At 60.3% G+C, this 14056-nt stretch carries 11 protein-coding genes; all 11 read right to left on the bottom strand.

All coding sequences use genetic code 11. The features are described from left to right. Positions 1-522, bottom strand: a 522-nt coding sequence (locus HMPREF2928_RS03105) for a translation initiation factor IF-2 N-terminal domain-containing protein (protein ID WP_210399867.1), incomplete at its 3' end; no start/stop codon positions are given. Positions 523-741: 219 nt separating this feature from the next. Further along, positions 742-1083, bottom strand: coding sequence for a YlxR family protein (locus HMPREF2928_RS03100; protein WP_070629115.1), 342 nt, complete (start codon positions 1081-1083; stop codon positions 742-744). A 253-nt stretch (positions 1084-1336) separates the two neighbouring features. Continuing rightward, the gene (gene nusA, locus HMPREF2928_RS03095; RefSeq protein ID WP_070594115.1) at positions 1337-2422 is read right to left on the bottom strand and encodes a transcription termination factor NusA; all 1086 of its coding nucleotides are present in this window, start codon (positions 2420-2422) and stop codon (positions 1337-1339) included. A 109-nt stretch (positions 2423-2531) separates the two neighbouring features. Next, complete coding sequence (gene rimP / locus HMPREF2928_RS03090) at positions 2532-3203, bottom strand: ribosome maturation factor RimP (protein ID WP_070687341.1); 672 nt, start codon at positions 3201-3203, stop codon at positions 2532-2534. A 99-nt stretch (positions 3204-3302) separates the two neighbouring features. Beyond that, the gene (locus tag HMPREF2928_RS03085) at positions 3303-5135 is read right to left on the bottom strand and encodes a proline--tRNA ligase (RefSeq protein WP_049328005.1); all 1833 of its coding nucleotides are present in this window, start codon (positions 5133-5135) and stop codon (positions 3303-3305) included. A gap of 111 nt (positions 5136-5246) precedes the next feature. Next, positions 5247-6512, bottom strand: coding sequence for a GNAT family N-acetyltransferase (locus HMPREF2928_RS03080; protein WP_070687340.1), 1266 nt, complete (start codon positions 6510-6512; stop codon positions 5247-5249). 193 nt (positions 6513-6705) lie between these two features. After that, positions 6706-7848: a flavodoxin-dependent (E)-4-hydroxy-3-methylbut-2-enyl-diphosphate synthase gene (gene ispG / locus HMPREF2928_RS03075; protein ID WP_044142245.1), complete on the bottom strand. Its 1143-nt coding sequence runs from the start codon at positions 7846-7848 to the stop codon at positions 6706-6708. Positions 7849-7987: 139 nt separating this feature from the next. Further along, complete coding sequence (locus HMPREF2928_RS03070; protein WP_070687339.1) at positions 7988-9343, bottom strand: M50 family metallopeptidase; 1356 nt, start codon at positions 9341-9343, stop codon at positions 7988-7990. Between the two features lie 429 nt (positions 9344-9772). Continuing rightward, positions 9773-11821 carry an ABC transporter ATP-binding protein/permease gene (locus HMPREF2928_RS03065; protein ID WP_070687338.1) on the bottom strand — a complete coding sequence of 683 codons (2049 nt, stop codon included), beginning with the start codon at positions 11819-11821 and terminating at the stop codon, positions 9773-9775. A gap of 9 nt (positions 11822-11830) precedes the next feature. Continuing rightward, positions 11831-13021, bottom strand: a complete 1191-nt coding sequence (locus HMPREF2928_RS03060; protein ID WP_070687337.1) for an efflux RND transporter periplasmic adaptor subunit — start codon at positions 13019-13021, stop codon at positions 11831-11833. A gap of 198 nt (positions 13022-13219) precedes the next feature. Then, positions 13220-14056: a YajG family lipoprotein gene (locus HMPREF2928_RS03055; RefSeq protein WP_070687336.1), complete on the bottom strand. Its 837-nt coding sequence runs from the start codon at positions 14054-14056 to the stop codon at positions 13220-13222.

Genomic DNA, 14056 nt, shown 5'->3' with positions numbered 1-14056 from the left:
ACCGCCGTTACCGCCGGGGCGTGCGCCACCGTTGCCACCGGGACGACCGTTACGTGCCGGACGGGGACCGCCGGAACGCTGGGAGTCGCCGCCGCCACGCTTCATGCCCTGCTGGGATGCGAAGGGGTTGTTACCCGGGCGGGGGCCACCGGGCTTGGGTGCTGCTGCCGGCTTTGCGGCGGGCTTAGCTGCTGCAGGCTTGGGAGCTGCGCTCTCAGCTGCGGGCTTGGGTGCCGGCTTAGCGGCAGGCTTTGCCGCTGCGGGCTTGGGTGCCGGCTTAGCGGCAGGCTTAGCCGCTGCGGGCTTGGGAGCCGGCTTAGCGGCCGACTCTGCGGGACCTGCCTTTGCGGCAGGCTTAGCGGCTGCGGCGGGGAATTCCGCGCGCAGCTTCTTCAGAACCATGGGGTTCAGGGTGGAAGAGGAGCTCTTAACGAACTCGCCCATATCCTTGAGCTTGGCGATAACTTCCTTGGAAGGTACGCCTACTTCTTTAGCAAACTCGTGTACTCGAGGCTGAGCCAAATTTTCTCCATTCCCGGTCCGCACCGGGAATGGTGCGGACACTAATGTTTACGGGGTGCACGCCCGAAGGCGCGCCAATTCGTGAAATTGCCGGTGGGTGAGCACGAAAGGGTACTCATTTCGCGGCACTCATTAGATATCCATCAGTTTTCTGACTCGCTTTCAGATAAGAAGTCGTCAAACTCGTTGACTTACAGAGGGCATATACCCGAAAAGCGTCTACGAGGGGGTCGAGTCCGCAATCACGGCTCGAATCTGCTCGCAGCACGCCTGCAGCTGGGCTGCAGGGACCGCTTTTTTGAAGGCGCGCGCCAGACCGTTCTTTTTCTGCAGAGCGGCTACGCACTTTTCGCTCGGATGGATCCAAGCGCCTCGTCCGGGCATAGTTCCCGCCGTATCGGGCTGATAGGGCGGGGTTTCCGCCTGCTCGGTAGCAGACGTGACGGGTGTGCGGGCGATGCGCAGCAGGTTGCGCTGTTCATCGCGGGCACGGCATCCGATGCAGGTGCGGACCGGTCCTTCAAACGCTTCGGAGGTTGCGGTGAGGTCGTGATTGCTCATGGTCCTCTCCCCTCTCTAGCGTGTGTGCAGAACCGCGTTCGCAGTACATTCGTGATGCTCTATCCGGTGTGTGCGAGGGCGCGTTAAAGCGCCCGGTTACACACCGGCACATCTTAATAGTGTATCCCGTTTTTAAGAATCATGGGCAAAACTGTGACGCAGGCGCAAGAACACCGGGCACGTACCTGCCCGATATCTTGCGCCTGCATCAAACGGATATGCCGCGGGATACGCCCCTCACCGGGGCTAATGCTTATTCAGCGTTCTGTGCGGACTCTTCTGCTGCCTCTTCAACTGCAGCTTCTTCAGCCAGGCTACGAGCCACGCGAGCTGCAACCTCTTCCTCGGCACGAACCTGAGCGTACTTGGACTCGGAGAGAATATCGATACGCCAGCCGGTCAGCTTCGCTGCCAGGCGCGCATTCTGACCCTCACGGCCGATAGCCAGGGACAGCTGATCGTCCGGAACCACGGCACGAGCGGAGTACTCACGCGGGTTCGCGATAATGACCTCGGTGACCTTCGCCGGGGACAGCGCCGCAGCGATGAAGGTTGCCGGATCGGTCGAGTAGTCGACAATGTCAATCTTCTCGTCGTTCAGCTCGGCAGCAACCGCACGCACGCGGGCACCCATATCGCCGATGCACGCACCCTTAGCGTTAATGGTCGGGTTCTTCGCGGACACAGCAATCTTGGAGCGGTGGCCAGCTTCACGTGCGATGGAGTTAATGGAAACCAAGCCCTCAGAAATTTCGGGAACCTCGTGCTCGAACAGGCGCAGAACCAGGTTCGGGTGCGAACGAGAAACCACAATCGAGGGGCCCTTCGGGCCGCGGCGAGCCTCAACCAGGTAGGCGCGCAGGCGGGTACCGTGCAGGTACTTCTCGCCCGGAACCTGCTCGTTGCTGGGCAGAACAGCCTCAACGGTGCCCAGGTCAACCTGAACCATACGCGGGTTGTTGCCCTGCTGAATCACGCCGGACACCAGGGTGCCCTCACGGTCCTTGAACTCACCCAGAACGGATGCGTCCTCAGCGTCACGCAGACGCTGCGACAGAACCTGACGGACGGTTGCGGCAGCGATACGGCCAAAGTTGTTCGGGGTATCGTCGAACTCGTCAATCTTCTGGTTGTCCTCATCAAGCTCAGGAGCCAGAATGACGAACTCGCCGGTGGTGCGGTCGATGACGGCACGAGAGCCCTTAATAGCGCCGGGCTGCTTCATGTACGCGAGCAGCAGGGCGTTCTCAACCAGGGTGAAGAGCTCCTCCATGACGAGAGAGCGCTGCTTCGCCAATGCGCGCAGTGCGCCCAGGTCAATAGTTTTAATATCCTCCACGCTTTTCAGCCTTTCCCAGTTAGCACGGCGCCGGGACGCTTAGTGCGCCCCGGCTCCCGAACGGTATATACCTGGCACGGAGCACCCCGTGCCTGAAGCTTTAATAACTCTATTCTACCGGCTCAGCAGGCGAATTGAAGTCAATCTCGACGTGAGCAGAAGCAATATTTTCCCACGGAAGCAAAGACGGCTCGTGGTACGACTCCTTCTGACCCTTCTTCGTGTTCTTCTTACGAGCCAGCACCGGACCCTCGTCCTGCACCTCGTGCAGACGCGCCAGGTATTCGGTGCCATCGGGTGCGGTGACCGCAATCAGGCGGGTGCGGGCACGCTCCCAGTGGCGGCGCTCGGTCAGGGCGCGGGTAGCGCCGGGCGAGGACACCTCCAGCTCGTAGGGGAAGAACTCGTCGTTTTCATCCGCACGGTCCAGGGCGCTCGAAATCGCACCGGAAATCTCCGCGAGGGAATCCAACGACAACGAATCGGTACGCTCAGCGGTGTAGTCCACCGTAATCTTCACGGTGCGGTTCGCCGCCGGGCCCGAAATCTTCAGGCCCTCCAGCACCAGCGAAAACTCGGAGATAACCGGGGCAATCGCCTCGGCAGCTTCTTCCTCACGGATCGCGCGGGTACCCACGCGCACCGGTGCCTCCACCACGGGCTCACTCTCAACGCGAGTGCGGGGAGTGTTCACACCATTCGCCACGCGGGATGCGGCACGGCGAGCGCGCGCATTCGGGGCGCTCTTCTTAGAGCCAGAACGCTTCGGCTTGTACGCCATAGTTCTCTTCTTTCATTCTTCCGCCGCTACCCTGCCCCACCTCTTGGGAGGTAGGGCAGGTGGCGACGGTTTTACGTCTTTGCGGGCTAGTGGCGTGCCTTAGGCGCCGCGCACCTCAGCGATGACCTCAGCCACCGCGTTCTCGACGGACACCTCGCGAGCCTCACCGCTGCGGCGGTCCTTCAGCTCCAGCACGCCGTCCTTGAAGCCGCGACCAATCACCAGGATGGTGGGCACACCCAGCAACTCGGCGTCGCCGAACTTCACGCCGGGGCTGGTCTTCGGGCGGTCGTCCAGCATGACCTGCAGGCCGGCGGATTCCAGGGATGCGCTGAGCTCTTCAGCGTACTCGTGGGATGCTGCATCCTTGCCGGTGATGACGATATGCACGTCTGCCGGTGCCAGGTTACGCGGCCAGATCAGGCCCTTCTCGTCGTGGTTGCCCTCGGCGATAGCGGCAAGTGCGCGGGTCACGCCCACGCCGTAGGATCCCATGGTCACGGTCTGCAGCTTGCCGTTCTGGTCCAGGACCTTCAGGCCCAGTGCCTCAGCGTACTTGCGGCCCAGGGCGAAGATGTGGCCCATCTCGATACCGCGGGCTGCGACCAGCTCGCCGGAGCCGTCCGGTGCCGGGTCGCCTTCGCGTACCTCGCACGCCTCAATCACGCCGTCGGCGGTGAAGTCGCGGCCGAAGACCAGGTTCGCCACGTGCTTGCCCTCTTCGTTTGCGCCGGTCACCCAGCGGGTACCGCGCACCACGCGGGGGTCAACGAAGAAGGGAATACCGGTTGCGGAAGCTACCGCATCCTCGTCCTCGGTGTGCGCGCCGAACAGGGGCGCATCCAGGCTCAGGCCGGGGCCAATGTAGCCCTTGACCAGCTGCGGGTATGCCTTCAGGTCCTCTTCGCTGGCTGCCTCAACCTCAACCTCGCCGCCGATGCCCAGCAGGGCGCCGATGTTGACCTCAACGCGGCCCAGGTCCACGGCACGGTCGCCGGGAACGCCCACGGCGAAGACCTTACGCTCGCCGGAGGGGGTGATGACGGTGCCGAGGAAGCACTTGAGGGTCTGCGAAGCTTCCAGGGTGCCGCCGGTCACCTCGGAGTGCAGTTCGTTCATGCGCTCCACCAGGGTCTCAATGGTGGCGGAGTCGGGGGTGTCCACAACGAGTGCCGCCGGGGTGTCCTCGGTGATTTCGATTTCCTCGGGAACCACGGTGGTGACGGCCTCAACGTTTGCCGCGTAGCCGCCCGCGGAACGCACGAAGGTGTCCTCACCGATGGGGGTCGGGTGCAGGAACTCTTCACTGCGGGAGCCGCCCATTGCGCCGGACTGTGCGGTCACAATAACAATCTCCAGGCCCAGGCGCTCGAAAATGCGCTGGTAGGCGGCACGGTGCGCCATGTACGCCTCGTTCAGGCCCTCATCGTCAATGTTGAAGGAGTAGGAGTCCTTCATGACGAACTCGCGGCCGCGCAGCAGACCCGCGCGGGGGCGTGCCTCGTCGCGGTACTTGGTCTGAATCTGGTACAGGTAAACCGGCAAATCCTTGTAGGAGGAGTACAGGTCCTTGACCAGCAGGGTGAACATTTCCTCGTGGGTGGGTGCCAGCAGCATGTCTGCACCCTTGCGGTCCTTGAGGCGGAAGAGGTTGTCGCCGTACTCGTCCCAGCGGTTGGTTGCCTCGTAGGGTTCGCGGGGCAGCAGCGCGGGGAAGTGAACTTCCTGCGCGCCAATGGCGTCCATCTCTTCGCGGATGATGTTCTCGACCTTGCGCAGTACCTTCAGGCCCAGGGGTAGCCAGGTGTACACGCCGGGGGCGGCGCGGCGGATGTAACCGGCGCGGACCAGCAGCTTGTGGCTGGCGACCTCAGCGTCTACGGGGTCCTCGCGCAGAGTGCGCACGAAGAGGTTGGAAAGGCGAAGTACCACGATTCTCCTTGAAAGGTCGATAGGTTTAGGTAGGGTGCCCGAGGCTCACCGGGTGAGCCGTAAATAGGCACAGTCGTCTTTAATTTTATAGCGTTTTAGGGTTCGGCGTGTTTAGCGCTCAAAAATGATGGTCGAGAACTGCCCAATCTGCTCCCAACCGGTCCCCCGGTACATGGCAAGAGCACGGGCGTTGTAGTCGTTCACGTACAGGCTCAAATGCGGGTAGTAGCGCTGCAGAATCTGCGCGGCGGCGGCAAAGAACGGCTTAGCCAGCCCGTAGCCGCGGTAGTCCGGATGCAGCCACACGCCCTGCACCTGCGCGGCGTCCAGGTTCACGATGCCCGCATCCGCCTTGAAGATAACCCGCCCATTCACATCGGTGACAATGGCGCTGCGCTGACCGGCAATGAGCGTGCGCAGACGCGCCGCATAGCCGTCACCGTAGCGGGCAACAGGGTCGAAGCCGACCTCCTCGGTGAACATGGCGGCCGCGGCAGGCAGAAGCTCCCCCAGGTCCGCGGAGGTGGCAAGGCGCGCATACCCGGCAGCCTCACCGCCGAGTTGGACAGCACCGGCGGGACTCTCCCCCGGCTTGAGGGGCCTGGGTTTGATGGGCACGGGTTTGAGAGGCGCGGGCAGGTGCGCCGGCAGCTCAGGAAGCTCCGTCTCGTAGAAGCGGGCGAGGTCCTTCTCCGGCGGCAGATACAGCAACGGTTGATTGGGGCGCTCCGACAGAACCCGCGCACGGTGATCGCAACCGTCACCCAGGCTCGGCTGCAGCATCTGCAGTAGCGGGCTCTTACCGCCGCGAGTCTGCTCGCACAGCTCCTGCATGCGCGTCCACAGAGGCATCACGAAGGCGCTCTCACCGAACATGGAATCCAGTCGAGAACCCACCTGCAGTAGCAGCTGAGCCAGCGCGTCACGATGCGCGAGCGCCGTAGCATCCGGGGTGGTAGCGTCCGCCGCTTCAGCAACGGGAGAATCCGCACCTTGCTCAGCATGTTCAACGGCGGCGTGTTCAATTGCGGCACCGCACAGCCGCACCGGCACCACATTCGAACCCAACAACAGCACACAGCACAACTGCCCGTCACGCTCACAACCCACAAAGCCCTGATAGTAGTGCAGCGGAATACGCGGGGACCTCACCGGAAGAGGGCACGCCAAATAATGCTCAATGGAGTACAGATTCGGGACCGGGTCACTGAACAGGACCTCCTCCAGCTCATCGCACCACCGAGCATCCAGAGCAAAAACGTGTTCCTTCACGCGATCAGGCATAGGGGAAGAATCCATCGACGAAACAGCAGCAGACGAAACAGCAGCACGCCGGGCACGATCAGCCTTACGGCGGCGAGAAAAAAGAGTGAACATGACCTGTTGAGTGATAGAGAATGAGCGACAAAAAATAAGTGAAAACACGGGGACACGCACCCCCGAAAAAGCGACCGGATCCTGCGGCCACAACCAGCAGCGGCAAGCACCAAGCCTGCCACCACCATAACCGGACATAACCGGAAAAGCGCGGAGGCGCCCTCACCAGGGCGCCTCCGCGCACAAAAGCTAACTAGCTCACCGAAACAGCCGGGGAACCCTCGGGAACATACTCGCCCGAAGCCTCCATCTCAGCAGCAATACGGGTCGCCTCTTCAATCAGAGTCTCAACAATCTGATCCTCAGGCACAGTCTTAATGACCTCACCCTTCACAAAAATCTGGCCCTTACCGTTACCGGACGCCACACCCAGGTCAGCCTCACGAGCCTCACCCGGACCGTTCACCACGCAACCCATCACGGCAACACGCAGCGGAACCTTCATGTGCTCCAGGCCCTTAGTCACGTTCTCAGCAAGCTCCCACACGTTCACCTGCGCACGACCACACGACGGGCAAGACACAATATCCAGCTTGCGGGGGCGAAGGTTCAGCGACTCCAGGATCTTGGTGCCCACCTTCACCTCCTCAACCGGAGGAGCAGACAGCGACACGCGAATAGTATCGCCAATACCCTGAGACAGCAGAGTACCGAACGCCACCGAGCTCTTAATAGTGCCCTGGAACGCCGGACCAGCCTCAGTCACACCCAGGTGCAGGGGCCAGTCACCGCGCTCAGCCAGCTGACGGTACGCCTCCACCATCACCACAGGGTCATTGTGCTTCACAGAAATCTTGAAATCACGGAAACCGTGCTCCTCAAAGAGCGAAGCCTCCCACACAGCAGACTCAACCAGAGCCTCCGGAGTAGCCTTACCGTACTTCTCCAGCAGACGCTTATCCAGCGAACCAGCATTCACACCAATGCGCAGAGAAACGCCGTGGTCCGAAGCCATCTGAGCGATTTCCTTCACCTGGTCATCGAACTTACGGATATTACCCGGGTTCACACGCACAGCACCGCAACCAGCCTGAATAGCCGCATACACGTACTTCGGCTGGAAGTGAATATCAGCAATCACCGGAATACGGGACTGCTTCGCAATAATGGGCAGAGCCTCCGCATCCTTATCAGTCGGGCACGCCACACGCACAATATCGCAACCGGCAGCGGTCAACTCAGCAATCTGCTGCAGAGTCGCACCAATGTCGTGGGTCTTAGTGGTCGTCATCGACTGCACCGAAATCGGAGATTCAGAACCAACACCGACAGAACCCACCTTAAACTGGCGAGTCTTACGACGCGGGGACAGAACCGCGGGAGCGGGCTTCGGCATACCAAGGCTGACCGACAAGGTTTTCCTCCATACATGGGTTATGAAGGACGTACGACGCATCCTTCGTTCAACTTTTTATTGTGCCACTGACGCGAAAGAAAGCACTAATACGGGTACCCTTACCGCGCGTGACAACACACTAAAACAGGGTGATGGGCTTAACAATATCCGCCACAATCAGAATGACAGACATCACAATGAAGGCGCCCGCCACCACATACGTCAACGGCAGCAACTTCACCGGATCAAACGGGCCCGGATCCTTACGCCCAGTCAGACGCGCCAAGAAGCGACGCGTACCCTCCCAAAGGGCACCCAACACGTGGCCACCATCCAGAGGCAACAGCGGAATCAGATTGAACGCAAAAAGCATCAGATTCATATTCGCCACCAGCGAGACCAACATCGCCGCTTTCGCCTTCACATCAATACGGTCAGTAGCCGTCACCTCACCGGCAATACGGCTCACACCAACCACAGACACCGGCGACTCAGCGCTACGCTCGCCACCAGTCACCAGAGTCACCGTCAGCTCCCACACACGCTGCGGCAACGAAAGCATTGACGAACCCACACGCGAAAGCGTATCGCCCACCATCGCAGGCACCTCAGTAATAGAACCAGGCACCAACTCACTCGACGGCGAAACACCCACAAAACCGCCGCGAGTCGTCGCAATCGAACCATCCGCAGCACGCGCATACTGGCCCTTACCATCAGAAACCGGGCGAATCATCTCAACCGGAGTCACCGACAAATCCAGACGCTGACCATTACGCTCCACCGTCAAAGTGCTCGGGTGAGAACCCGCCGCACGAATCGCCGAAGACACAGCCTCCCACGAACCCGTCGACGCACCATTCACAGCAACCACACGGTCACCCACCTGCACACCCGCAGCCTTCGCAGGCGACGGGGTGGACTTATCCGTACACTCGCCATAGCTAATCGAATCATGAGTGACATTCACGCTCGGCACGCACTCAGACACCGCCGACACCTTATTCGTCATCTGCGCCGTACCAAAACCACAAATCAGCACGGCAGTACACACCACACCAATCAGCAGGTTCATCGTCGGGCCACCCAGCATAATTACCATGCGCTTGAGCACCGGCAACTTATAGAACAGGCGGTCCTCATCGCCGGGCTTCAGGCGCTCAGCATCCGCCGCACGAGCCTCCTCAGCCATGGACGCAAACGGGCTGGTACTGCCCGAATGGCCCTCCTCATGGTGCTCCTTCACCTCAGCAGGGCTCGGCGGGTACATACCAATCATCGAAATGTAACCGCCCAACGGGATCGCCTTGAAACCGTACTCAGTCTCGCCGCGGCGGAAAGAGAACACGGTCTTACCGAAGCCAATCATGTACTGCGGAACGCGCACATTGAACAGCTTCGCGGGCACCAGATGCCCCACCTCGTGCAGGGCAATCGAGACGGCAATAGCGATTGCCATGAGGATAATGCCCACAGCGTACAGCAGGATTTCCACGCTTTTTCTCGTTTCGGTTCGGGGATACGAAGCTTCTAGGATACTCGCTTAGCCTGTGAAGGCGCCCTCCCTCGCTTTCTGGAGGGGCTGGATGAGGACGGTAAGAGGGGCGGTGTTCGTCCTCGTTCCTACAGGGAACCCGCCCTCGCTTCGCTTCGGGCACCCTGATGTCACTTTCGGACGACACCGCCCCTCCGCGCACCAATCTACCCGAGGTGGCGCGCCGTGTTTTCCGGATGCGCTCTCAGGGTGTCAACCCGGACGCTCTCCGTAGCGAAGCAAGGAGAGGGCGGAGCGTCCGGGTGACGGGTGCCCCTGCGTAGGCGCGGAGGAAACATACGGCGTGCCGTCCCAGACACTGCATGAGGCGAGAGGACGAACACCGCCCCCTCCAAGCCCCAACCGGGGGCAAGCACCTACTCAACGCGATTAGCCTGCCGCCAGGGTCTGTGCCGGATCAATACGCGAAGCCTTCGCCGCCGGGTACAGACCAGCCAACACACCAACCAGTGCGCCAGCGCCCAGGCCCAGCAGAATAGTGTCAGCGCTAATAATCGGCGTCCAACGGTTCAGCAAAGACACAATCGAAATGCCGTTAACCGCCAGCACAATACCAGCCACCGCGCCCAAGATGCCGGTCAGTAGCGCCTCCGCCGAGAACTGCAGCAGAATACCCGAAGGGCGCATACCAATAGCCAGACGCAAACCCACCTCACGGCGACGCTCCATCACCGCAACCAGGAACGTGTTCATAATGCCCATCGCACCAATCACGAGGGTAATAACGCTCATGGCTAGAAGCATGGTGCGTTGCTGCTGGTCGACAGCCTCACGAAGGGTCTTCGGCTCCGGCGGCACACTCACGCTATACAGGGCGGGATGTTCCGGCGAGAGCGCGTACGGTGCTTCCTCCGCAATCTGGTTTGCGGCACCGGCAACAGTACTCACCACGATCTGAGTGGAACGCTTACCGGTCTGCGCCGCAGCGGCACCGCCACCGGCAGCGGGCTGCGCTTCTTCAACATCGGCACCAGGCTTCGCGCCCAGAGGCAGGTAGACCGAACCGTATGACAGAGTCAGCGAGGGATTCTCCCGCACCACACCGATGACGGTGTACGGCTCATCATGAATGTAAACCGTAACTCCGGGGCTATAGGGCAGTGCGAGCTGGCGCATCACACTTTCGCTGAGCACCACGACCTTATCGTTACGCTCCACATGCCCCTCATCGAAGGTGCGACCCCACACCAGTTCGTGACCCTGCACGCTAAAGATACTGGGCGTTGCCGCAAGGACGGCAGCCGTCACGTTAGCACCGCGCTCGCCAAAGTTGTCGGGACCGCGCTGAATATCCGCGGATTCATCCAGCTGATCCACCAGCGCGGTACCGGTCACTCCGTTCAGCTGACTAACGCGCCGATAATTTTCGCTTGCCGCCAGGCTCAAGAGTTCAGCCCGGCTCATGGATTCGGTGCGGGTAGAGCTTATCGTCAGGTGCTTAGCCCTAAAAATGTCGAAGCTGTCAGCCAGCTGCCCAGAAATGGTGGCGGTCAGACCGACGGTCAGCACAAGCGAAGCGATACCCAGAACCACACCAAGCATGGTGAAGATATTGCGCCTCACCCGGTGCACGGTAGCATCCCAGGCTTCTTTGAGGGAGGCGAGCGCCCAGGGTGCACGCCCACTCCCCTGCGGCTTAGAAACTTGTTCCTCAGCAAAGCTAGGCAGGTTCAGAGACGCGCGGGCGGTCGTTTCTTCCTGCCGCGGTGCATCCTGCTCGATGAGCTGCCCCTCGTGCATACGTAGCACCCGGTCGCAGTGCTCCGCCACGAGCGGGTCGTGAGTAATCACAATCGTGCTTTGCTGATCGCCCGTACATTCGCGGAGCAGGTCAATGACTTCGCGGGTGAGCTCTTCATCCAGCGAGCCGGTCGGCTCATCGCAGAGCAGCAACGCCGGTTCCCCAATGAGCGCACGAGCAATAGCCACACGTTGCTTTTCGCCGCCGGAGAGAGTGGTGATGGGTGCATCCGTTCGGTGGCTCAGCCCCAGCAGGGTGAGAGTATCCGCAACCCGTTGTGCTCGTTCCGCTTTGGGCACGCCACGGTAGATGAGCGGTAGCTCAACGTTGCGGTACACGTTCTTATGCTCGATGAGGTGGAACGCCTGGAAGACGAAACCGATGCTGTCCAGGCGCGCTTCAGCTCGCTGTGCCGCGTTGAAGGTTGCGGTGTCTGTACCGTCCAGCAGGTAGCTGCCGGAGGCGGGCGTGCTGAGCAGACCGAGGATGTTCAGCAGGGTTGATTTGCCGCTGCCGGACGGTCCCAGGATTGCGACGACTTCTCCGTAGCGGACTTTCAGGTCAATATTTTTGAGCACGTCAATTCGAGTGTCACCCTGCATAAAGTGCTGGGACACTCCCTGAATATTGACGCTATAGGCTGGTGGGTGCGCGTGAGCAGCGCGGGAGTCAGTCATGGCTACTCCCTACTTTTTCTCGCGCATGATTTTGACGCTGTCGCCTTCGTGCAGGTCACCGGTGACGGCGTTCTTGCCGTTGGCGTTGCTGATGACGGTAACGGTTACCTCACGTTCTTCGCGGGCCTTCGATCCGTTGGAGCTTTCGGGGCCGAGCACGATGACTCGGGTCTGTCCGTCACGGGTGTAGAGCGCCGATGAGGGCACGACCAGGTGCGCTTCGGGGGTTTCTTCGAGGGTGAGTTCCGCGTTGACGGCGCCTCGGAGGCTGTCCGCCTTATCCCCTACGTCGAGGGTGAGGATGCGTTCCCCTTCGGTGCTTCCTGCCGCACCGGCTGCGCCGTTGAGGTTGGATCCAGCCGCGCCTTCTGCACCATTGGCCTGACGACCGGCCTGGCTGTTGCCTGCGGCACCGGCGGCTTCGGAGGTGTTCTTGTATCCGAGGGTTGCGACGTACTCAGTATCACCGAGGGAGGGCACGGTTACCTTCTGGCCGCTACGGGCTTCGGGGGTGAGCCTGCCGGTGGTTCCGGTGCAGCTGAGGGTCTTGCTACCTTCTGCGATGGTGGCTACGGGACCATCTGCGATAGCGCCGGTTGCGCGGGGGTTGCCGGTGACAAGTCCGGCACGGTTGATGATGAGGAAGTAGCGGGCGGGAATAGGCTGGTCAGTCTTGACGTGCGCGTAGCCGAGGCTATCGAGGAGGTTGTTGAGAGCCTCGTAGGTGTCTTCGGTGATGCGCGCGGGCTGCGGGCCCTGGCGTCCCATGGCGGTCAGTGCCTCGTTGAGGAGTGCGGCGTCGGGGCCGCTGTCGTCGAGTTTGAGGTCGCGGTAGAGCGCGAATCCGCCGGTGAGGGTGATGAGAGGTTCACCGTTGACTTCTGCGATGAGGGTGCCGTTGCCGACGGTGTCACCGTGTTTGATGGTGATTGCGGTGTACTGTCCTTCGCCGCTGTAGCGTAGCGGGGTTGAGGTGGCGTAGTTCGCGGTGCAGGTCAGGGGCACGGTGGTGCGCAGTTTTTCGCGGGTGACCGTGGCGGTGATGGTGGAGGGGCTCGGGGGTGCCGCTTCCGCGTCTTTTTGGGCGGTGGTTTTGATGTTTTGGGCGCTGATGAGCGTACCCACGGTGATGATGAGGAGCAGGGCGATAATGCCGTAGAGCCAGAGGGTTTTCTTCTGGCGGGTGGGGGTGGCGCTCATGGTGTCCCTTCTTTGGGTGCGCGTACGGGAACGCTATTGTCTGTGCCGTTTGGGCTTAGGGGCGGCGATGCCGTGTGGGATTAGTTTGTGCCCGGCACGGGGATACGTGCCGGGCACAATACGCTGTGACGAGGTGTAGCTGTTGTAGCTACTCTATACGCCTGTTCCTGGTTAGTCCGGTCTGATTAGTCCGCAGGATTAGCTCAGAATCTTTCGGGCGTTCTCTTCAGCAGTTTTCTTGGCGGTGGTCACCTGCTCGATGAGGCCCTGCTCCTTTTCGAGGAACGTGGTCATATAGGCATCTAGTACCTGCCCAGTTTTTTCCTCGAAGTTAATTTTTTCGCGACACGTTGCATCATCAATCGCAGTTTGCTGTTCAGTGGGCGTTCCCCGAACAGCGTCATATGCAATATCTGAACTTGAATAGGTGTATCCACGCTCAGCCATACAACGTGCCCATTCATCGTCCAGCGACGAGTATGCTCCGTCAGATACAGAAACACGAATGTAGGGCAGCAGTTTTTTGGTAACTTCTTCCTGCGTCCCTGCCAAAGTTTCAGAGCCATATAGTTTCAGCTCAGCTTCTTCTCGACAGCCGCCCTTTCCGTTATCTCCGTAATATGCTTTTCCTTCTTGCTCTGTCATGTTTATCGAGCCTTCCAAAGAAGCATAACGAGACGGAGGGGTAGGGCTGGGATAGCCAGAATTTCTAGCATATTCCACGCTTAGAGGCTGCGGAGAAAGCAAGCTCCTCACAGGAAACGTTTCGACCATGTAATAGGTCTTCCTGTCAGGGTAACCCTTGGATACCATACATTCTGATGCAAGACGCTGATAAGCGCGCTCAACATTATCAGAAGTGGAAATCATTGAATCCACTTTTTCAGTAGCCTGTGTGTCAACACTGGCAGCGGCAGAAATATTTTGTTGAGCATCTGAAGACGGATTTGCTTGCGTTGAGCTAGTGCCCCCAGCGCAACCCGCAAGAAGAAATCCGACAGAGAGGATAACGCCGGGGGCCCATAGCTTTTTCAT

Origin of the sequence: Rothia sp. HMSC072B04 (genome assembly GCF_001813725.1) — a bacterium.
In the GTDB taxonomy this organism is placed as follows: domain Bacteria; phylum Actinomycetota; class Actinomycetes; order Actinomycetales; family Micrococcaceae; genus Rothia; species Rothia mucilaginosa.
This window is presented reverse-complemented; position numbering and strand designations above follow the sequence as displayed.

Excerpts from the sequence above, each read along its gene's own strand:
- HMPREF2928_RS03100 (WP_070629115.1), bottom strand. The coding sequence starts at position 1,083 with ATGAGCAATCACGACCTCACCGCAACCTCCGAAGCGTTTGAAGGACCG.
- rimP (WP_070687341.1), bottom strand. The coding sequence starts at position 3,203 with ATGGCGTACAAGCCGAAGCGTTCTGGCTCTAAGAAGAGCGCCCCGAAT.
- HMPREF2928_RS03080 (WP_070687340.1), bottom strand. The coding sequence starts at position 6,512 with ATGTTCACTCTTTTTTCTCGCCGCCGTAAGGCTGATCGTGCCCGGCGT.
- ispG (WP_044142245.1), bottom strand. The coding sequence starts at position 7,848 with ATGCCGAAGCCCGCTCCCGCGGTTCTGTCCCCGCGTCGTAAGACTCGC.
- HMPREF2928_RS03065 (WP_070687338.1), bottom strand. The coding sequence starts at position 11,821 with ATGACTGACTCCCGCGCTGCTCACGCGCACCCACCAGCCTATAGCGTC.
- HMPREF2928_RS03060 (WP_070687337.1), bottom strand. The coding sequence starts at position 13,021 with ATGAGCGCCACCCCCACCCGCCAGAAGAAAACCCTCTGGCTCTACGGC.
- HMPREF2928_RS03055 (WP_070687336.1), bottom strand. The coding sequence starts at position 14,056 with ATGAAAAAGCTATGGGCCCCCGGCGTTATCCTCTCTGTCGGATTTCTT.